Genomic DNA, 20,672 nt, shown 5'->3' on the forward strand with positions numbered 1-20,672 from the left:
GGTGCGGCGTGCACGGGCTGCGGCGGTACGGCCGGGCCGGGAGCCGGCACGGGCGCGGGGGCCTGCGGTACGCCGAAGGCGGGCGCCGGGGCCGGTGCGGGCGCCGGCTGGGCCGGCTGGGCGGGGCCGGGCGGCGGGGCGAAACCGGGCGCCGCGGCCTGCGGTGCCTGCTGCTGCGGCTGCGGGTCCTCGTCGAGGACCTCGCCGCCGAAGTGCCTGAGCAGCGCCTCCAGGCCGCCGTCGAATCCCTGGCCGACGGCGGCGAAGCGCCACCCGTCCTTCCGGTAGAAGTCGCCGAGCATCACGGCACGCTCGGTGCTGAACTCGGCTCCGCTGAACGCGTAGCGGGCGACCTCCTCGCCCCCGGCGACGATCCGCAGGTAGCCCGGCCCGATCTGCGACATCTGGCCGGCGCCGTCGACCGTGGCGGTGAAGGACAGCTTGTGGATGCTCTCCGGCACCCGGTCGAGGGTGACGCGGAAGGACTCGGTGTCACCGGCCTGCGCGCCGAGGAGCTGGATGGACTCCTCGGGCGACTTCGGCTGGTTGAAGAAGACGAAGTACCGGTCGTCCGCGAGCCGCTCGTCGGCGTCGAGGCCGAAGCAGCTGATGTCGAAGGTCAGCCCCGGAGCCGCGATCTGCACGCCGACGTACAGATCGGTGCCGGCGGTCAGATCACTGATCCGGGCCTTGTGGCCCCGTTGGAATTCCCTGGCCATGCGTAACGACCGTCCCCCATCCCGGCTGGTGTGTGCGTCGCGCCAGGCTAACGGCTGGGTCCGACGGCGACCACGGCCCGGGCCCCGCAGGCCGCGACTGGTACGGACTCGGTACAGGACGGGGTCGGCTCACTCGGCGGCCGGACCGGGCGGCTGGGGCAGCCGCCCGGCGGCGACCGCCCCCTCCAGGTAGCCGCGGGCGCGCTCGGTGCGCGGGTAGGACTCCAGCAGCCGCCAGAACCGCGGCCCGTGCCCGGGGACGAGCAGGTGGGCGAGCTCGTGGAGGAGCACGTAGTCGACCACGTACTCGGGCATGCCCTGGAGGCGGTGGGACAGGCGGATGCTGCCCTCGGCGGGGGGGCAGGACCCCCACCGGGTGTTCTGGTTGGTCACCCAGCGCACGGACGCCGGGCGGGCACGCCCGTCGAGGTACTGGTCGGAGAGCCGTTCGGCGCGTCCGGCGAGCTCCGAGTCTCCGACGAGGCGCCTGCTCTCCTGGGCCGCGAGCCGGTCGAGCATCACGGTGACCCAGCGGCGCTCCTCCGCCTCCGACATGCGGGCCGGGATGAGCACAATGGTGCGGTCGCCCTCGCGGTAGGCGGACACGGTCCTGCGCCGCCGGGTGCTCCTGCGCACTTCCACGGCGGACGTGCGCCGCCCGGCGGGCTGCGCGGTGGTCGGTCGGTGCGGGGGCTGGGCGGGCACGCCCCGACGGTACCCGCTGCCCGCGGTGAAGTCGGCCACCCTGGCGCCTGCGCACCCCCCGTCCACAGCCGCGCACCATTCGTATGACCGGTCGGCGGTCCTGTGGACGACGCTCGGCGCGGCTCTCGGCTCCTCCGCCATGCTGCTGGGGTCGGCCAGGACGGTCGGAGACGGAGCGGGGGTGGCCTGAGCATGCATCCGATGGTGAAGCCGGCGCTGCGGCAGGCGTGGCGGGACCTGCAGTACGTGCAGTGCGGGGTGGCGCCCGCGCCCGCGGTGGTGGTGGGCCCGGTGGACACGCCGGCGGGCAGCCTCCTCGGCCTGCTCGACGGGACACGGGGGATCGGTCTGCTGCGGGAGGAGGCACGGGCACTCGGAGTGCCGGACGAACGGCTGGAGGGCCTCCTTGCCCGGCTGGCGGCCGCCGGTCTGCTCGACGACACGACGTCCGGAGATCCGGCGGTGGAACCGGTGCGGCGGCGGCCGGGGGCTCTCGACCGGCTGCGGGCGGACCTGGCGTCGATGTCGGTGGTGCACAGGGAACCGGGCGGGGCGATACGGCGGCTCGCCGCGCGGGCCGGCACACGGGTGCAGGTGCGGGGCGCGGGCCGCGTGGGTGCGGCCGTGGCCGCACTGCTCTCGGCCGCGGGCGTGGGCCGGGTGGAGGTGCGGGACGGCGGGTGCGTGGAGCCCTGGGACGTGACGCCGGGCGGACTGCCCGCCGAGTCGGTCGGCGAGCGCCGAGACGTGTCGGCGCGCGGCCTGGTGTCCCGCGCGGCCACCGGCACCGGTGCCCGCTCGGCCACCGGTCAGCGCCGCGCGGGCCCGGGCGGGGGGCGGGCCGAGCCGGTGTTGTCGCTGGTGGTGGTGGCCCCGCGGGACGGGCTGGAGGCGTATGCCCCGGACCCGGTGACGGCGGACCGCTGGGTGGAGACGGGGACGCCGCACCTGTTCGCCGGGGTGCTGGAGGCGACGGGCGTGGTGGGGCCGCTGGTCCTCCCCGGCGGCACGGCCTGCGCCCGCTGCGTGGATCTGCACCGCACGGACCGCGATCCGGCGTGGCCGCGGCTGACGGCGCAGTGGCGGTCCGGTCGGCGACGGCCCGGACCGGCCGGGGACGTGGCTCTGGCGTCGGCCGTGGCGGGGCTGGCGGCGGCACACGCCCTGGCCTTCCTCGACGGGGAGGAACCGGCGAGCGCCGGGGCTCGCTGGGAGGTGGCCTCGCCGCTGCTGGCGTGGCGGTCGGAACAGGTGGAGCCGCATGCCGACTGCCGGTGCGGAGCGGCCGTCGGCGCGGAACAGCAGCAGGCCACAATGGCGGGGTAACGGCCGTCCGTGGCGCCCGCGGGACGAACACGGCTCGGCCTCCAGGAATTTGGAGGGGCGCATGTCGGATCTTCCTCGGAAGGCGGTCACCCGGACCGCCAAGTTGGCAGCGTTGCCCTTGGGGTTCGCCGGTAGGGCCACCTGGGGGCTGGGCAAGCGGATCGGAGGCAAGTCCGCCGAGATCGTGGCACGGGAACTGCAGCAGCGGACCGCCGAGCAGTTGTTCAAGGTGCTCGGCGAGCTGAAGGGCGGTGCGATGAAACTGGGGCAGGCGCTGTCCGTCTTCGAGTCGGCTCTGCCTGAGGAGGTCGCGGGACCGTACCGCGCGGCCCTGACGAAACTTCAGGAAGCGGCGCCGCCCATGCCGACGCCCACGGTGCACGCGGTCCTGGCGGAGCGGCTCGGCGGGGAGTGGCGGGAGTTGTTCCTGGAGTTCGACGACAAGCCGGCGGCGGCCGCGTCGATAGGCCAGGTACACCGGGCGGTGTGGCACGACGGCCGCGCCGTCGCCGTGAAGGTGCAGTATCCGGGGGCGGGCGAGGCCCTCCTCTCCGACCTGGCGCAGCTCGGCCGCTTCGCCCGCCTGCTGGGTCCGCTGGTGCCGGGCATGGACATCAAACCGCTGATCAGCGAGATGCGCGACCGGGTGGCGGAGGAACTGGACTACGGCTTGGAGGCGCGGGCGCAGCAGGAGCACGCCGCCGAGTTCGCCGACGACCCGCACGTGGTCGTGCCGGACGTGGTGCACCAGTCGGAGCAGGTCCTGGTGACGGAGTGGATCGACGGGATCCCGCTCTCGGAGGTGGTCGCGGACGGCACGGTCGAGCAGCGCGACCGCGCCGGCCAGCTTCTGGCACGGTTCCTGTTCTCCGGCCCCGCCCGGACGGGGCTGCTGCACGCCGACCCGCACCCGGGCAACTTCCGGCTCATGGCCGGCGAGGGAGACGGCGACCTCCGCCTGGGTGTCCTGGACTTCGGCACGGTCGACCGCCTGCCGGGCGGATTGCCGGAGACCATCGGCAGCTGCCTGAGGACGGCGCTGGCGGGCGAGGCGGACACCGTGTACGAGCTGCTGCGCGAGGAGGGGTTCGTCAAGGAGTCGATCGACCTCGACCCGGACGAGGTGCTCGACTACCTGCTGCCCATCATCGAACCGGCCGGCGCGGACGAGTTCACCTTCACCCGCGACTGGTTGCGCACCCAGGCGGCCAGGATCGCCGACCCGCGTTCCCCCGCTCACCAGCTGGGCAAGCGCCTGAACCTGCCGCCTTCCTACCTGCTGATCCACCGGGTGACCCTCAGCACGATCGGCGTCCTGTGCCAGCTGAACGCCACCGTGCGCCTGAGAGACGAACTGGAGACCTGGCTGCCCGGATTCGACGGAGACGACGGACCCGCAACCGCCCCGGCGGAGGCAGGATCCTGACCCACCGCACGATCAGGGCGTGCGGGCAGCCGGCGGGAGGAGGGGGGCCGACATCCGAGGCGTCGGTGCTCGGGCCCGGGGTCCTGCGGGGGCGTGGCCGGCCGCTGACGCAAGCCTTCCCGGGGATACCGCGGGTCACCACCAGGAGGAGTCGAGGCGGCTTTCGATGGCTCTGAGGTGGGTGCGGGCGCAGGTCTCGCAGAAGTAGAGCCTGGTGCCGTTCTCGACGGAGCACGTCCACGTGAGGGGGACGCCTTCGGCGGTCCGGCCGCAGCGTGTGCAGGTGACCTGGTTCGGGCGGGGCTGTGGAGGTTCGGGGGTCTGGTCGTTCACCACGAGACGATAACTCCCGGTGTGGCCCGTTCCGGGGACAACGCACCGCGGGGACCGGTCCGTTCGGACGGGTCCCCGCGGCGGGTGATGCGGTGCTTACTGCATGACGGCCATGGCCAGGGCGCGGCGGGCGCGCAGGGAGGCGCGCTCGGCGCGGCGCTGCATCCGCCGGGCGGCGAGCAGGCGTGAGCCCGGGCGTCGCTGCTCGGCCTCGTACAGGCGCTCGTGCATATGGGCACGGGCCAGGGCTTCTGGGATGAGTTGCATTTCTCGGTTCCTGTTCTGGCGCGCGGCGTGGGCGCCGAGGGTGGTGACGTCAGGGGTCGCGGAGCCCATGGGCTCGCGGGTGGAAGAGGTCATCGGGGCCTGCTTCTGGGGGTTGTGCGTGAGGGGGCGATCGATCGTTCCGGTGGTGTTCATGCCGTGACCGGGTTCTTGCGCGGGCGGCCGCGGGGCCGCTTGCGGGCGACGACCACGCCCTGGACGAACAGCTCACCGCCCCAGACGCCCCACGGCTCGCGCCGCTCCTTGGCGCCGGCGAGGCAGGCGGCCATCAGGGGGCAGGTGCGGCAGAGGGACTTGGCGTACTCCACGTCGGCCGGCGACTCGGCGAAGAAGACCTCCGGGTCGTAGGAACGGCAGGGAACGGGTACGCCGAGGTTCTCGATGGCGTCGTCGAGCGCGGTGAGCGCAGTGAGGGCGGTCACGTCGTGATCCTTCGGGAGGCCGTGCGGGGGGATCGTTTCGGAGGGCGGTACGGACGGGGCGTGCGCTTCGAGTTGCACGGTGGTGTATTCCTCGTCTGGTCGGTCCGGCCGGTCGGCCGGTGGGCTGGTACCGGGTACTGCTTGGTCCCGAGGCGCCTTCGCTCCGTTCGCCCCGTGCGGGGAAAACAGAAGGGCCGCGGATCCCGGGTGGGGTTCCGCGGCCCTGAAGGCGCCGGCCTGATCCTGGATCAGGCTGGATCACTCCAGGGTTCGAGCCCGCGGAAGGCCCACATCGTGTGGTGCTGCTTCGTCTGCTTCTGGTTACCGGCACCGGTCGCCGCGATGACATAGGCCGGGGCCTCTGCCGCTGCTACTCCTGCTTCCAGTGCCTTGGTCGGTCGCTCATCGGCCAGGAGACCCTCGGTGACGGGGAACTCGGGCAGGAGGGACGACGGACGGACGGCCAGGAAGCCGGACAGACCGGTGGCGGCGAACGCGGAGCGGGTACGGCCGGACAGGCCGGACACGCCGAGCGAGCAGGCGGAGGCGACCGAGCGATCGGTCATGTCGGCGTTGCTGACGCAGCTGATGGTGCTGGCGTTGATGCTGATCACTGGACTCGCCTCCTCTCGGCGTCTCGGGGGGATCGGGCGGAGCCGTTCCCACGGGTATTCGGATAAGTACAGCACGACGACAGCGCTTCAGAGAAGTCGCTGTTCGCGTGGTTAAGAACCTATGGGGCTCCCCGGGGCGGGCGCAAACTATTTTTCCGACGAGTTCGTCTCAGGCTTCGCTGTCCCCGTCAGGGAGTTGCCGACCTGCGCAGATGGCGAGGACGTCGGTCCCGAAGCGGTTGAGCTTGCGGATCCCCACCCCGGGGATGGCGGCGAGCTCCGCGTCGGTGGAGGGGGCCGCCTCCGCAATGGCCATGAGGGTCTTCTCCGTGAAGACGCAGTAGTCGGGCTGGCCGAGCTGCCGGGCCTGCCCGGAGCGCCAGTCGAGGAGCCGTTCGTACAGTGCCTCGTCCATGTCGGAGGGGCAGTCCTCGCAGCGCATGAGCTTCATCTCGCCGGCCGCGGTGAGGGTGCTGCCACAGACCCGGCAGCGCACGGGGCCGCGGTGGCGGCGGGGCCTGGCCGTGCCCGGGGAGGCGGTGCCCGCGTTCCCGGCGGCGGCCGGGGCGCGGCCGGCGACGGGGGTGGTGCCGGGCCGCAGGCCGTTGAGGAAGCGGGAGGGTTCGCGATGGGGGCGGCCGCCCGGTGTGCGGGACAGCGACCAGGACAGGGAGAGGTGCCGCCTGGCCCGGGTCACGCCGACGTACAGCAGCCGGCGCTCCTCTTCGAGCTGCTCGTCGGTCCGGGCGTAGGTGATGGGCAGCATGCCGTCGGTGAGGCCGACCAGGAAGACGGCGTCCCATTCGAGGCCCTTCGCTGCGTGCAGGGAGGCGAGGGTGACCCCTTGCACGGTGGGGGCGTGCTGGGCGGCGGCACGTTCGTCGAGTTCGGCGACGAGGTCGGCGAGGGTCGCGTCCGGGCGGGCCCGGGCGAGGTCCTCGGCCAGCCGCACGAGGGCGGCAAGGGACTCCCACCGGTCACGGGCGGCGCCGGAGCCGGCGGGCGGCGTGGTGCTCCAGCCCTTGGTGGACAGGACGGCGCGGACCTGGGAGGGCAGATCGACCACGTCGTCGAGGAGGCGGTCGTTGGTGCCGAAGCGGGCGGCGCCGCGCAGGGCCGCGCCGGCTTCCCGTACTTCCTGGCGTTCGAAGAAGCGCTCCGCGCCGCGCAGCTGGTAGGGCACGCCGGCGTCGGCGAGGGCCTGCTCGTGGATCTCCGACTGGGCGTTGATGCGGTAGAGGACGGCGATCTCGGCGGCGGGGGTGCCGGAGGCGATGAGGTCGCGGATGCGGCGGGCGGTCCCCTCCGCCTCGGCGGGTTCGTCGCCGTACGCGGTGTAGTCGGGCTCGGGACCGGGCTCACGTTGGGAGACCAGTTCCAACCGGTGGTCGGCGGCACGGCCGCGGGCCTGGCCGAGGATGCCGTTGGCGAGGTGGACGACCTGCGGGGTGGAGCGGTAGTCGCGGACCAGCTTGACCACGGTGGCGTGGGGGTGCCGGACACGGAAGTCGAGCAGGTGGTCGGGGGTGGCGCCGGTGAAGGAGTAGATCGTCTGGCTGGCGTCGCCGACGACGCAGAGGGAGTCGCGGTCGCCGAGCCACAGCTCCAGAAGGCGCTGCTGCAGGGGGGAGACGTCCTGGTACTCGTCCACGACGAAGTGCTGGTACTGACGGCGGACCTGCTCCGCGATGTCATGGCGGTCCTGGAGGATGCCGACCATGAGCAGGAGGACGTCTTCGAAGTCGAGGAGGTCCCGCTCCCGTTTGACCTCCTCGTACATGGCATAGATCTGGCTGATCTCGGCGGGGTCGCGAGGGGCTTCGCGGAGGGTCTTGACGAGGGCCGCCGGGTAGTCGGCGGGGACGGTCTGGGTGACCTTGGCCCACTCGATCTCGGCGGTGACGTCGCGCAGCTCGGTACGGTCGAGGCGGAGGCGGCAACGGAGGGCCGCGTCGGCGACGGCCTGCGCCTTGCGGTCGAGGAGGCGGGGCAGGTCGCCTCCGACGGCTTTCGGCCAGAAGTACTGGAGCTGGCGCAGGGCGGCGGAATGGAAGGTGCGGGCCTGCACGCCGGCCGCACCGAGCTGCCGGAGCCGCCCCCGCATCTCGCCCGCGGCGCGGTTGGTGAAGGTGACGGCGAGCACGCTGGCGGGCTGGAGGATGCCGGCGCGTACGCCATAGGCGATGCGGTGGGTGATGGCCCGGGTCTTGCCGGTGCCGGCGCCCGCGAGGACGCACACCGGTCCGTGCAGGGCGGTCGCGACCTCGCGCTGCTCGGGGTCGAGCCCGTCGAGCACGGCGTCGGCGTCCTGGGGCACCTGCGGGAAGAGGGTGGTGTGCGTTGCTGCTGTCACCCTGCCATGCTGCCAGGTCGCCGGGGGCCGCCGAGCCCGCTGTCCACAGGGGTGCGGTATTCGTCATATGAGACGTTCGCCTGGCGCCAGGGGCGGGTGGGGGGTCGGAAGGGCGGGGCGGCGGGGGCACGGCCGTCGGAGGGTGTCGTCGCCGAGACGGTCGCGGTCGGGCAGCCGGCGGTGCGGTGGCCGGGCGGGCACGTGCGAGCGCGGTCGGGGCAGGCGCTCGTGCAGACGTCGTGCAGAGCGGCGGCAGCCCCGCGATCGGGCAGATGCGTCGTTCAGGTGTGACGACAGGTGCAACGACGCCGTGCGGACGTCACGGCCGGAGGAAGGGGGCCGCGCAGGGACGCGGGCCCGTACGAGCGCCGACGGACGTCGTGTACGGCACCCTCAGGATCAGGCCGGCGGGGAGGTGGCGTGGCGGGGTGGGTGACGCGTGGCGGGGACCCCATCGGAATCCTCGATACCTGCCGCGGGAATGGGTCGCCGGTGCGGGAACGTTCCCCGTATGCGATCAAGCGAACCGAGCGATTCCCGGCCATCCCGCGGCCCGGGCGATCGCCCCGACCCGGAGGAGCGGTAGACAGATGCAGGGAACCGTGACGATGTACAGCACGACGTGGTGCGGCTACTGCCGGCGGCTGAAGAGCCAGATGGACCGCCAGGGCATCGCGTACACGGAGATCAACATCGAGCAGGACCCTGCGTCCGCCGCCTTCGTGGAGAAGGTCAACCACGGCAACCAGACGGTGCCCACCGTGCTCGTGAAGCCGCACAGCGGGAACGACGACGTGGTCATGACCAACCCCAGCCTGGCGCAGGTGCAGCAGGCGCTGGTCAGCTGACCCCGGCCGGGCGGCGCGTGCCGGTCACGCGAGAGGCCCCCTGGCGACCGTGCCGCGCAGCACGGCCGCCGGGGGGCCTTCGTGTGGCGCCCGTCGTGCCGCCTGACGGGCGCCGTGTGCTCAGCCGAGGCTGCCGGGGCGGGGCAGCGGCCTGCCGTACCAGAGTTCCAGCAGGTGGGAGGCGATGGAGATGCCGTACGGGGGGAGGACCTCGCCCGTCTCGAAGGCGGCGGCCAGCTCCTCGCGGGAGAACCAGCGGGCCTCCTCGATCTCGTCGCCGTCGACGTTGACGTCGGAGGACGTGGCGCGGGCCATGAAGCCCAGCATGAGGCTGGAGGGGAAGGGCCACGGCTGGCTGGCCACGTACGTGACCTCGCCGACCGTCACGCCGGCCTCCTCGTACACCTCGCGGACCACGGACTGCTCGATGGACTCGCCGGGCTCCACGAAGCCCGCGAGGGTGGAGAAGCGTCCCTCCGGCCAGTGGACCTGCCGGCCGAGGAGGGCGCGGTCCTCCTCGTCCGTGACCAGCATGATCACGGCCGGATCGGTGCGCGGGTAGTGCTCGGCACCGCAGGCCGGGCAGCGGCGGATGTGGCCCGCGGCGGCGATGACGGTGCGCTCGCCGCAACGGGAGCAGAAGCGGTGGAGCCGCTGCCAGTTCTCCAGGGCGACGGCGTGCGCCATCAGTCCCGCGTCCCGGGGGGACAGCAGCAGCCCCGCCTCGCGCAGGCCGGCGGGGCGTGCCGACTGATCCATGCGCCCGGGCAGGGCGTCCTTCTGGAGGGCGAAGTAGCTGATTCCTTCGGCGTCCCTGCCGAGGAAGTAGCGGTGCGTCTCGGTGAGCGGCGCCTCGAACGACGGGGTCATGACGAGCTCGGTGCGCCCGTCCGGCATGTCGTCGATGAGCGCCTGGCCGCCGGACACCACGAAGACACGGGTGGTGGGGTGGCTCCACGCCGCTGCCAGCCACGCCTCGTCGAGGCGGTGGTGTGCCGCGCGGTCGATGCCGCTCGGGGCGGCGAGGCCGATAGGGCGGGTGGCGGCCTCGTTGCTGATGGTGCTCACTGGTGCGTCCAACTCCCCCGGTGTCTGGGTGTGTGTGTCGGCGTGGTCGTCAGCGGGTGCGCCGCCGGCGGCGGCGGTCTCCGGCACGGAGGCGGGCTCGGGTGGGACTGCGGGCTCCGCCGGGACTGCGGCTTCCGGCGGGGAGTCGGGCCCGGGTGTGGCGCCGGGCTCCGGCACCGCGGCCGATTCGCTCACGGCGGGCTCCCCCACGGCGGGCTCCCGCACGGCGGGGGGCTTCACGTCGGGGGGCTTCACGTCGGGGGGCTTCATCGCAGGGCGGCGGCGAGCTCGCCCCACAGGTGGGCGCTCGCCTCGGCGCCTTTGAGCAGGAGGTCCAGCTCCACCTTCTCGTTCGGTGCGTGCCAGCCGTCGGACGGTACGGAGATGCCGAGGAACAGCACGGGGGCTTCCAGCACGTCCTGGAGGTCCGCGGCGGGCCCGGAGCCGCCTTCGCGCGTGTAGCGGATCTTCGCCCCGTCGAAGGCCGTGCTCATGGCCCGGGTCACGGCCTGGAGCCCGGGGTGGTCGAGCGGGGTGAGACAGGGCCGGGTGGGCGCCCCGAACGTCGTCTTGTGGCGGATGCCGGCGGGCACGCGGGCGGCGACCCAGTCCCGTACGGCGGCCTCGACGCGGGCTGGGTCCTGGCCTGCGACCAGCCGGAAGGACAGCTTCAGCCGGGCGGAGGCCGGAATGATCGTCTTTCCGCCGGGTCCCTGGTAGCCGCCGCCGATGCCGTTGACCTCGGCGGTCGGCCGGGCCCAGACGCGTTCCAGGGTGGAGTAGCCGGCTTCGCCGAGGGTGCCGTGGGAGCGGGCCGTCGCCAGCCAGGCCGCCTCGTCGAAGGGCAGCTCGGCGATCAGGGCGCGTTCGTCGTCGGTGAGCTCGGCGATGCCGTCGTAGAAGCCGGGGACGGTGACGCGTTCGTCGTCGTCGTGGAGGGCGGCGGCGAGGCGGGCGGCGACGGTGGCGGGGTTGGGGACGGCTCCGCCGAAGGAACCCGAGTGGATGTCCTGGTCCGGGCCGTACAGCTCGATCTCACAGTCCGCGACCCCGCGCATGCCGGTGCAGACGGTGGGGGTGGTCTCGCTCCACATGCCGGTGTCGGAGACGATCACGGCGTCGGCGGCGAGGCGGGCGCGTTCCCGCTCGACGAGCGCCCTGAAGTGCGCCGATCCCGATTCCTCTTCACCCTCGACGAGCAGCTTGAGGTTGACGGCGGGAGCGGCGCGGCCGGTGAGCGCGAGGTGGGCGCGGACGCCGAGGGTGTGGAAGAACACCTGCCCCTTGTCGTCGGCGGCTCCCCGCGCGTAGAGGCGGCCGTCGCGGACGACGGGCTCGAAGGGGTCCGTGTGCCAGCCGTCCGCGCGGGCGGCCGGCTGCACGTCGTGGTGGCCGTAGACGAGGACGGTGGGCGCGTCCGGGTCGTCGGAGGGCCAGTGGGCGAACACCGCGGGGGCGCCGCCGTCCGCCGGGTCGGTCTCCCAGACCTCGGCGACGGGGAAGCCGGTCTCCTTGAGGTGCGCCGCGAGCCAGTCGGCGCTGCGCCGCACGTCCGGGGCGCGGTCGGGCTGCGCGGACACGGAGGGGATGCGCAGCCAGTCGGTGAGGTCGCCGAGGAAGGCGGCGCGGTGCTGCTCTATGTACTTCCGTACGGTCTGGACGGCGCTGTCCGGGGTGTCGCTCATGCTCCTGAGCCTATCCGGCGCCGGGGGGTGCCCCGGGTCCCGTCTCACCGAGCAGGATGCGTTCGAGCTCGTCGCGGACGGGCAGGTGCGCGGGCCGCACGACGTCACCGGTCCGCACGTACACGAAGGCGGCGGTGACCGCGTCCAGGGGAAGGCCATGCTGCTCGGCCCAGGCGAGGCGGTACACCGCGAGCTGCAGGGGGTCGCCGGTGTGCCGACGGCTGGTCTTCCAGTCGACGATCTCGTACCCGCCGGTCTCCGGGTCGCGGTACACAGCGTCGATCCGGCCGCGGACCACCCGGCCCGCGAGGGTCAGCTGGAACGGCGCCTCCACGCGGTGGGGGGTCCGGCGGGCGTACGGGGTGCGGGCGAACGCCTCCTTGAGTGCCGCCAGGTCCCGTTCGTCGGCGATCTCCGGCTCGTCGGCCCACACGTCGCCGCCGGGCAGTTCGTCCGGGCCGAGCAGGGGCAGCGGCAGCTCCTCGAAGCGGGACTCCACCCAGGCGTGGAAGCGGGTGCCGCGCCGGGCCGCGGGCTGCGGCGGCCGGGGCATGGGGCGGGCCAGCTCGGCGGCGAAGCCGTCGGGGTCGGCGGCGAGCCTGAGGAGCTGCGACGCGGAGAGGGAGGCGGGCAGCGGCACGTCCCGGGTGGTGGCGCGGGCGCGCAGCAGCTCGCCGGCGAGCGCGTCCAGGTCGCGGTCCCAGGAGTCGACCGTACGGGCCTCCTCGGGACTGAGCGGGTCGGCACCGGAGGGGGTGGGGTGGCGGTGACTCGCCCGGGAACGAACCGGCGCCGTCCTGTCGGCCGGTCGTGCGCCGCCGTGCTCCCGCGCAGGCGCAGGGGGACCGTCGGGGGTGGCACCGTCCTGTTCCGGGGCGGCGTGCGCGGGGGCGTCGCCGTGCACCGGGGCGTCGGCTGCGGCTGCCTCTCCGGTCGGCCGGGGGCCCCGCTGGTGCGGCAGGACCTGCGGGGGTATGCCGTGCGCCGGGCCGTCGGCCGCGGCCGTCCGGGGCGCGCCGGGGCCCTCGGTGCCGGGCGTCACGTCGTCGGAGGTCTCCGTGCCCGGGGCTTCGGTGGTGGCGGTCTCCGTGCCGGGGCGGAGCCCGTGCGGGGACGCGTCCGCGGGTCGGTGCGCGTCCAAGTGGTCGCCGTCGGACCACGCCGGTGCGTCCTCGGGCCACGGCTCCCCCTCGGGCCACGGGTCGTCGACGCCATCGAGGTCGTCGAGGTCGTCGGGCCACAGGATGGCTTCGGGTTCCGCCACGGTGCCGCGGCCGGGGGACCGGCCCGGGTCCGGACGGGCGTCTCCGCCGGCGGACGCCCCGCCACCCTGTGACAGGGCCGACGCGTCGTGCGGCTGGTCGCGGAGTTCCTCCAGGTGGGCGAGCACGGTGTCGCGGGCGGCGCGGCGGCGAGCCAGCGCGTCGGGGTCCAGCGGCAGCGGCCAGACGCGGTCGGCGGTGGTGGCGGTGAGCGCCGGGTTCTCCGCGTCCTCGTCCGGCTCCTCCGCCCACGCCTCGATCTCGCCGTGGCCGGCGGCACAGTGGTCGTACAGCGCGTGGAGGAAGTCGGACGGGCCGCGGCGGCGCTTCTGGGAGGGCCCCCACCAGTGTGCGGACGCCAGCAGCAGACTGCGGGGGCGGGTGAACGTCACGTACCCGAGGCGCAGCTCCTCCGTGTGCTGGTGGTCCTTCATGGCCTCCTTGAAGGACCTGAGCGACGGGGCGTCCCAGGTGTCGATGCCGGGCAGGGTGTCGGCGTCGCCGCGCAGGGCGTGCGGGAGGACCTGCGGCTGGGCGGTCCACGCCTCGCGGGCCCGGCTGCTGGGGAACTGGCCGGTGACGAGCCCGGGGACGGCGACGACGTCCCACTCCAGGCCCTTGGACTTGTGCGCGGTGAGGACCTTGACGGTGTTCTCGGCGCCGGGCAGCGCGTTGTCGAGGCCCTTCTCGTACTGGGCGGCGGTGCGGAGGAAGCCGAGGAAGGCGAGGAGGCTCGCGTCGCCGTCGAGGGACGCGAACCGGGCCGCGATGTCGAGGAAGTTCGACAGGGTCTCGCGGCGGCGGGCGGCGAGCGCGTGCGGGGACGCCGACAGCTCGACCTCCAGGCCGGTGGTGGCGAGGATCCGGTGCAGGACGTCCATGAGGGGGTCGGCCAGGGCGCGGCGCAGGTCGCGCAGCTCGGCGGCGAGGCGGGCGAAGCGGACGCGGGCCGCGGCGGAGAACGGCAGCCCGTCGTCGTGTCCGCCGGTGTCCAGGAACGTGTCGAGCGCGTCCGCCAGGGACACCACCTCGGACGGGTCGACGCCCTCCACGGCGGCCGCGAGCCGCTCGTCGGGGTCGGCGGGGCCTTCCGCGTCCCGGTGGACGAGGAGGCGGGCGCGGCGGCCCAGGAGGGCCAGGTCGCGGGCTCCGATGCGCCACCGGGGCCCGGTGAGGATCCGTACGAGGGAGGCGTTGGCACCGGGGTCCTGGAGGACCTCGCAGACGGCGACGAGGTCCGCGACCTCGGGCAGGTGCAGGAGCCCGGACAGCCCGACGACCTCCACGGGCACGTCGCGGGCCACGAGGGCGGCCTGGATCTCGGGGAAGTCGGTGGCGGTGCGGCACAGGACGGCGATCTCGCCGGGGGCCTTGCCGGTGCGTACGAGGTGGGCGACCGAGTCGGCGAGCCAGTCGATCTCCTCGGCGTGGGTGGGCAGCAGGGCGATGCGGACGGTTCCGTCGCGTTCGGCGCCGGGCGCGGGCCGGAGGGCTTCCACACCCGTGTGGCGGGCGCGCAGGGGTGCGGCGAGCCCGTTGGCGAGGTGGAGGAGGCGGCCGCCACTGCGGCGGTTCTCGCTGAGGGCGAAGCGGGTGGCCGGGCGGCCGTCCGCGTGCGGGAAGTGCTCGGGGAAGTCGTCGAGGTTGGCGACGGAGGCGCCACGCCACCCGTAGATGGCCTGGCAGGGGTCGCCGACGGCGGTCACCGGGTGGCCGGTGCCGCCGCCGAAGAGTCCGGACAGCAGGATCCGCTGGGCGACGGAGGTGTCCTGGTACTCGTCCAGGAGCACGACCCGGAACTCGGCGCGCAGCAGCGCTCCGACTTCGGGGCGGGTGCGGGCCAGCTCGGCGGACAGGGCGATCTGGTCACCGAAGTCGAGCAGGTCGCGTTCGCGTTTCGCGGCGCGGTAGCGCACGGCGAGGTCGAGCAGCTCCCGTCGGGCCGCGGCGGCCTCGGGCACCTTGCGGAGGTCGGCGTTGCCGAGTCGGGTGCCTTCGAGGGCGGTGAGCAGCGCGGAGTCGTGGGCGAGGAGGTCCTCGGGGCGTACGAGGTGCTCGGAGAGCTCGGCGTCGAGCGCGAGCACGTCGCTGACGAGGGTGGGGAAGGAGCGGGTCAGCGCGGGGTACGGTCCGGGCGCCTCGCGCAGGACGCGGGCGGCGAGCTGGTAGCGGGTGGCGTCGGCGAGGAGGCGGGCGGTGGGTTCGAGGCCGATGCGCAGGCCGTGGTCGGTGAGGAGCTGCCCGGCGAAGGCGTGGTACGTGGCGATCCGCGGCTCGCCCGGCGGGTCGTCGGGGTCGGCCGCCGGGTCGGGGTCGGTGACGCCGGCGCGGACGAGGGCGGTGCGGACGCGCTCCGCGAGTTCGCCCGCAGCCTTGTTGGTGAAGGTGAGGCCGAGGACCTGTTCGGGGGCGACCTGGCCGGTGCCGACCAGCCACACCACCCGGGCCGCCATCACCGTGGTCTTGCCGGAGCCGGCCCCGGCCACGATGACCTGCGGGGCGGGCGGCGCCGTGATGCAGGCCGTCTGCTCCGGAGTGAAGGGGATGCCGAGCAGTTCTTTGAGCTGCTCGGGGTCGGTGATGCGCGCGGTCACCCGGAGAAGGCTAACGGGGGCCGCTGACAGCGGCCCCCGTCGCACCCGGACCGGCGTCCGGGCCGCGGCGGCCTCGTCCCGTGTGCCCCCTGCGGCCGCTGCCGTGGCGGGCGGGTGCTCCCTGGGGCGGTCGGCGACGCGGCGGAGGCGCGCGGCGGCTCCGCACCCCCTTGGCGGGTTCCGGGTGGCCGTGGTCGGCGCCGGGCGCTCCCGGTGGCTCCCGGCGCGGCCGGGTGGCTCCGTCGTGGTCGTCCGCGGGTGCTCGTGGCCGTCTGCCCCTTCCGTGACGACGGCTTCGGAGGCTGCTGGACCGCCCCTCGGAGCAGCGCGGCTACTCCACGACGTGGCGGCCCTCGGGCCGGGCCGAGCAGGAGGAGCGGAAGGCGCAGTTCGCGCAGTGCTGGCCGGGCGTGGGGGTGAAGCGCTCGTCGAGGACGCGGCCGGCGGCCGTGGTGAGGAGTTCCGCGACCCAGTCGCCGGACGGGGGCTGCTGCGGCTGGACGCGCGGGAGGGCGTCGCCGCCCTCCTTCCTCGGGGCGGGCTGGCGCAGGTGGACCAGCTCGGCGCCGCCGGGCTCCGGCCGGTCGCCGTCGAAGACCTCGTCGACGGCGCCCTCGCGGACGGCGAGCTGGTAGACGGCGAGCTGCGGGTGGCGGGCCACCTCGTCCTTGGTGGGGGCCTGCTTGCCGGTCTTGAAGTCGACGACGTACGCGCGGCCGTGCTCGTCGCGCTCGACGCGGTCCAGGGAGCCGCGGATCCGCACCTGGTACTCCCCCGCCCCGAGGGTGAGGTCGAAGCCGTGCTCCGTGGCGGCGGGGCTGCGGCCGCCGCGGTCCGAGACGTGCCAGCGCAGGAAGCGCTCCAGCGCCTCGCGGGCGTGCGCCTTCTCCTGCTCGGACTTCCAGGGCGCGTCGAAGGCGAGGGCGCCCCAGACGCGGTCGAGGCGCTCCATGAGGACGGCCAGGTCGGCGGGGGTGCGGCCGGAGGCGACCTCGTCGGCGAGGACGTGGACGACGTTGCCGAAGCCCTGTGCCGCGGTGGCGGGTGCGTCCGCCCGTACCTCGCGGCCCAGGAACCACTGGAGGGAGCAGGTGTTGACGAGCTGGTCCAAGGCGCTGCCGGACAGGGCGACGGGCCGGTCCCGGTCGCGGAGGGGGGCGGCGGAGTGCGTGGGCTCGTCGAGACCCCACCAGCGGTGCGGATGGGCGGCGGGAACGAGCATCTGCCCCTCATGGTCGGTCAGCGCGGCGAGCCGGGCGAGGCGGCGGGCAGCGGCGTCCCGCAGGGCGGGGGACGCGTCCGGGTCGACGGTGGTGGCGCGCAGTTCCGCGACGAGCGCGGCGACGGCGAGGGGCCGGCGCGGGCGGGCCGTGATGTCCTCGGGTGCGATGCCGAGTTCCGTGAGGAAGCGGGACGGCTGGTCGCCGTCCTCCGCGGGCGCCTTCACGGCGGTGACCACGAGCCGGTGCTTCGCGCGCGTGGCGGCCACGTAGAACAGCCGCCGCTCCTCGGCGAGGAGGGCGGACTGCGGCAGCGGTTCGGCCAGCCCGTCGCGGCCGATGCGGTCCGCTTCGAGGAGGGAGCCGCGGCGCCGCAGGTCGGGCCAGAGCCCCTCCTGCACACCGGCGACGACGACGAGGCTCCATTCCAGGCCCTTGGAGCGGTGGGCCGTCATGAGCCGCACGGCATCGGGGCGGGCGGCCCGCCGCTTGGCGAGGGTGTCGGCCGCGATGTCCTGCGCTTCGAGCTCTTCGAGGAAGTTCAGGGCGCCGCGCCCGCCGGTGCGCTTCTCCGCGCGGGCGGCGGCGTCGAAGAGGGCGCAGACGGCATCCAGGTCGCGGTCGGCGTTGCGGCCGGCGGCGCCTCCGCGGAGGGCCGCGCTGTGGAGGCGGTGGGGCCAGGTGGTGCCGTTCCACAGTTCCCAGAGGGCTTCTTCCGCGGTGCCGCCGCCCAGGAGGAGTTCCTGCGTCTTGCGCAGGAGGCGGCCCAGGTTCTGTGCTCCGCGCGCGTAGGCGGGGTCGTGGACCACGAGCCGCTCGGGTTCGGCGAGTGCGCGGGCGATCAGGACGTCGGAGGGCTCGGGCACCTTGGTGCCGGCGGCCCGCTCCTCGTCGCGCAGGGCGCGTCCGAGGCGACGCAGGTCGGCGGCGTCCATGCCGCCGAGGGGGGAGGCGAGCAGGGTCAGCGCGGTCTCGGTGTCGAGCCGGTCGCTGTCGGCGTCCGGGCCGGTCGGCCCGTCGGTCGGCCCGTCGGCGGGGTCGCCGTGGAGGAGGTCGTGGACGGGGTCGGTACGGGGACCGGGTGCGTCGGCGGGAGCGCCGGCTGCTGCGGCCGGGTCGGAGCCGGGGCCGTGGTCCGTGGGAACGCCGGCGCCGTCGGCCGGGGGACCGGCCGTCGCGTGCGGGTCGGCGCCGGGTGCCGCCGTACGGGAGCCGGGGGCGCCCTCCGGGGAGGCGGCGGCCGCTGCCTGGGGGCGGGGGCCCGAGGCGTCGGTGCTCAGGGCGGGACGGTCGGCCGCCGTGTGCGCGTCGGGGCCGGGGACGCCGGGGCGGGAGCCGGGGGCGTCGGCCGTCGTGTGCGGTCCGGTGCCGGGTTCGCCCGTGCGGGAAGCGGCGACGGCGGCGGTGGCCGTCACGCGCAGGGCGGTCAGCAGCGGCGCCACCGCGGGCTCGTGGCGCAGGGGGACGTCCGCGCCGTCGACGTCGAGGGGGACGCCCGCAGCGGTGAGGGCTCGCCGCAGGGGCGGCAGGGAGCGGCCGCCGGCGCGGACCAGGACGGCCATGTCGTTCCAGGGCACGCCCTCCTCCAGGTGCGCCCGGCGCAGGATGTCCGCGATGTTGTCGAGCTCCGTCGACGCCGTGGGGAAGGTGTACGCCTCCACCCGGCCGCCGTCCCGTACGGGCGTGAGGGCGCGGTGCGCGCGTACCGCGTCCGCGGGGAGCCGGGACAGCGGCATCCGCTGGGTGAGGAGCCGGGTGGCGGCCAGCAGTCGCGCCGACGAGCGGCGGGACGTGGTCAGGACGGCGACGGGCGCGGGCCGGCCGTCGGCGCGGCGGAACGTGCGGGGGAACTCCAGGACGCCGTTCACGTCGGCGCCCCGGAACGCGTAGATCGACTGGTCGGGGTCCCCGAAGGCGTACAGGGTCCTGCCCCGCCCGGCGAGCGCCTGCAGCAGCCGCACCTGGGCGGGGTCGGTGTCCTGGTACTCGTCGACGAAGACCGCGTCGTACGAGGGCAGCTCCACCTCCTGGGCGAGGAGCACGGCGCGGTGCACCAGCTCGGCGTAGTCCAGCACGCCCTGGAGGTCCAGGACGTCCAGGTACTCGGCCAGGAACTGCGCGGCCGCCGACCAGTCGCGCCGCCCGGTGCGCCGCGCGAAGTCGGCGAGGGCGCGCGGGCCGAGCCCGAGCTCGCGGGAGCGCGCGAGCACGGCCCGCACCTCGTCGGCGAAACCGCGGGTGGTCAGGCAGGCCCGCAGCTCGTCGGGCCAGCGGACCCGGGCGAGACCGGCACGTTCCAGTTCCACCTGGCCGGCGAGCAGCTCGCGGACGGTGACGTCCTGCTCGGGCCCGGACAGCAGGCGCAGCGGTTCGGCGAAGAGGTCGGCGTCCTGGTGGGCCCGGACGAGGGCGTAGCAGTACGAGTGGAAGGTGGTGGCCTGCGGGGCGCGGGCGCCGCCGAGCCGGGCCGCCATGCGGTCGCGGAGCTCGACCGCGGCCTTGCGGCTGAAGGTGAGGACGAGGAGCCGCTCGGGGTCGGCGCCCTGTTCGATACGGGCCGCCACCGCCTCCACCAGCGTCGTGGTCTTGCCCGTGCCGGGTCCCGCCAGCACGAGAAGGGGTCCGTCGGTGTGGTCAACCACCGTCCGCTGCGCTGCGTCCAGGGAGGGAGGGGTGACGGGGTCCGGCGGGGTGCGCACCAGCCGGTACGCGCCGGGCGTCCGGTGCCGTGCCGGATCGTGCCCCTGGTGCGGCGCTCGCCGGGTGCTGGAGGAGGAGCTCACGTGGATCGCCGGTCCTGACGGGTGTGCTGGGGGTGAAGGAGCAGTGGTGGAGAGGCACCGCCCCGCCGTATGGCGGAAGCTGTCAATTGTGAGGCAACGGACGACCGGTGTCGTCGCGCCCGGTGTCGCCGTCCCATCGGGCCCGCCGCATGTCGATGCGCGGCTGACGGGCCGCGTCGGCGTGCGCGGGCGCGGCGTCCCGCAGCGGCGTGGCCTCCTCACGGTAGTGGGCGAGGGCGCGCGCCTCGTGGCCGGGCAGCAGCCTGCCGTCGGCGCGGACGACCCGCCACCACGGCACGGCCCCTCCGTACAGCGCCATCGCCCGGCCCACCTGGCGGGGCCCGCCCTCACCGAGCCACTCGGCGACGTCCCCGTACGTCATGACCCGGCCGGGCGGGATGATCTCCGCGACCTCCAGCACGCGCTCCGCGTAGTCGGGCAGTCGGGCGGGGTGCTGCGCGGTGTGGCGCCGCCCGGCGTGCTCGGGCGGGTGCTCCTGGGCGGTCTTCCGGTCCACCCGGTCCATCCTGCACCACGGGTCCGACAGCGCGGTCGGCGCGGTCATCGCCCCCTGATGCTCTCCTGTACCTCCCGGTCATGCCACCATCTTCCGGGCGGTGACTGGTGATACGAGACCGAGAAGAGACAGTGAACGCGGAGGGACAGGACGTGCGGCCTTCGAATGTGGCGAGCACGCCCGACGCCGGGCCACGCCCCGGCGACGCCGCGCACCGCCCGGGCGGCACCACCGGTGACGCTTCGCACGGGGTCCCGGGCAGCGGCCCCGACGCACCCGGCGGCGGTGGTGGGCCGCGCCCCGACGACGGCCCCGCGGCCGGACCCGGTGACCCGCACCCAGCCGCAACCGGCGACCGGCCCGGCGCCCGGCTCGGTGCCGAGCCCGGCGGTGACGGCGGCCCCGGCGGCCCGGGAGGGCACGGCCCCACCGGAGACCCCCAGCGCACCGGCGAGCAGCTGTCCACCGGCGGCCACGGCCGCGCCGGCGCTCCCGGCCACACCGGCGGTACC

The 20,672-nt window shown here is 74.8% G+C and carries 15 protein-coding genes and 1 pseudogene; 4 read left to right on the plus strand and 12 right to left on the minus strand.

Annotated features, from left to right (window positions below; all coding sequences use genetic code 11):
- A partial coding sequence (locus BJP40_RS00725; protein ID WP_143065869.1) for a TerD family protein occupies window positions 1-719 on the minus strand: 719 nt, incomplete at its 3' end.
- A gap of 129 nt (window positions 720-848) precedes the next feature.
- Window positions 849-1,424, minus strand: a complete 576-nt coding sequence (locus BJP40_RS00730; RefSeq protein ID WP_107416663.1) for a M48 family metallopeptidase — start codon at window positions 1,422-1,424, stop codon at window positions 849-851.
- 192 nt (window positions 1,425-1,616) lie between these two features.
- On the opposite strand from BJP40_RS00730, the gene BJP40_RS00735 reads away from it, so the two are divergent.
- Together BJP40_RS00735 and BJP40_RS00740 are read left to right on the plus strand one after the other, a co-directional pair.
- Window positions 1,617-2,750: a ThiF family adenylyltransferase gene (locus BJP40_RS00735; protein WP_071277643.1), complete on the plus strand. Its 1,134-nt coding sequence runs from the start codon at window positions 1,617-1,619 to the stop codon at window positions 2,748-2,750.
- Between the two features lie 61 nt (window positions 2,751-2,811).
- Window positions 2,812-4,176 (plus strand): AarF/ABC1/UbiB kinase family protein, encoded by a 1,365-nt coding sequence (locus BJP40_RS00740; protein WP_071277645.1) that lies wholly within the window; start codon window positions 2,812-2,814, stop codon window positions 4,174-4,176.
- A gap of 135 nt (window positions 4,177-4,311) precedes the next feature.
- Here BJP40_RS00740 and BJP40_RS00745 read toward each other — a convergent pair whose 3' ends face one another.
- From BJP40_RS00745 to BJP40_RS00765, 5 genes are all read right to left on the minus strand, one after another.
- Window positions 4,312-4,509, minus strand: a complete 198-nt coding sequence (locus BJP40_RS00745) for a hypothetical protein (protein WP_071268024.1) — start codon at window positions 4,507-4,509, stop codon at window positions 4,312-4,314.
- Between the two features lie 96 nt (window positions 4,510-4,605).
- A complete protein-coding gene (locus tag BJP40_RS00750; RefSeq protein WP_071268016.1) occupies window positions 4,606-4,929 on the minus strand; it encodes a hypothetical protein in 324 nt (107 codons plus the stop codon).
- Window positions 4,926-5,294, minus strand: a complete 369-nt coding sequence (locus BJP40_RS00755) for a WhiB family transcriptional regulator (RefSeq protein ID WP_071268018.1) — start codon at window positions 5,292-5,294, stop codon at window positions 4,926-4,928. The genes BJP40_RS00750 and BJP40_RS00755 overlap by 4 nt, the downstream gene beginning before the upstream one ends.
- Window positions 5,295-5,464: 170 nt before the next feature.
- Entirely contained in the window at window positions 5,465-5,830 is a 366-nt protein-coding gene (locus tag BJP40_RS33845; protein ID WP_071268020.1) for a hypothetical protein, read from the minus strand.
- Between the two features lie 169 nt (window positions 5,831-5,999).
- Window positions 6,000-8,183 (minus strand): ATP-dependent DNA helicase UvrD2, encoded by a 2,184-nt coding sequence (locus BJP40_RS00765; RefSeq protein ID WP_305727964.1) that lies wholly within the window; start codon window positions 8,181-8,183, stop codon window positions 6,000-6,002.
- Window positions 8,184-8,773: 590 nt separating this feature from the next.
- On the opposite strand from BJP40_RS00765, the gene BJP40_RS00770 reads away from it, so the two are divergent.
- Window positions 8,774-9,031 (plus strand): mycoredoxin, encoded by a 258-nt coding sequence (locus BJP40_RS00770; protein WP_071270374.1) that lies wholly within the window; start codon window positions 8,774-8,776, stop codon window positions 9,029-9,031.
- Between the two features lie 120 nt (window positions 9,032-9,151).
- On the opposite strand, the gene nudC is transcribed toward BJP40_RS00770, so the two are convergent.
- The 5 genes from nudC to BJP40_RS00795 all read right to left on the minus strand — a co-directional run bounded on the left by nudC (window position 9,152) and on the right by BJP40_RS00795 (window position 20,208).
- The gene (nudC, locus tag BJP40_RS00775; protein ID WP_071270378.1) at window positions 9,152-10,099 is read right to left on the minus strand and encodes an NAD(+) diphosphatase; all 948 of its coding nucleotides are present in this window, start codon (window positions 10,097-10,099) and stop codon (window positions 9,152-9,154) included.
- Between the two features lie 266 nt (window positions 10,100-10,365).
- Window positions 10,366-11,784 (minus strand): dipeptidase, encoded by a 1,419-nt coding sequence (locus BJP40_RS00780; RefSeq protein ID WP_071277648.1) that lies wholly within the window; start codon window positions 11,782-11,784, stop codon window positions 10,366-10,368.
- Window positions 11,785-11,794: 10 nt separating this feature from the next.
- Window positions 11,795-15,640 (minus strand): UvrD-helicase domain-containing protein, encoded by a 3,846-nt coding sequence (locus BJP40_RS00785; RefSeq protein WP_071277650.1) that lies wholly within the window; start codon window positions 15,638-15,640, stop codon window positions 11,795-11,797.
- Window positions 15,641-15,971: 331 nt separating this feature from the next.
- Window positions 15,972-19,643, minus strand: a complete 3,672-nt coding sequence (locus BJP40_RS00790; RefSeq protein ID WP_071277652.1) for an ATP-dependent DNA helicase — start codon at window positions 19,641-19,643, stop codon at window positions 15,972-15,974.
- An 82-nt stretch (window positions 19,644-19,725) separates the two neighbouring features.
- On the minus strand, window positions 19,726-20,208 hold the full coding sequence (locus tag BJP40_RS00795) for an MGMT family protein (protein ID WP_177204270.1): 483 nt from the start codon (window positions 20,206-20,208) through the stop codon (window positions 19,726-19,728).
- Between the two features lie 119 nt (window positions 20,209-20,327).
- Here BJP40_RS00795 and BJP40_RS34810 point away from each other — a divergent pair.
- Window positions 20,328-20,672 (plus strand): annotated as a pseudogene (locus tag BJP40_RS34810) (translation initiation factor IF-2); the annotation flags it as partial.

It is taken from the genome of Streptomyces sp. CC53, assembly GCF_001865245.1.
Lineage (GTDB): Bacteria > Actinomycetota > Actinomycetes > Streptomycetales > Streptomycetaceae > Streptomyces.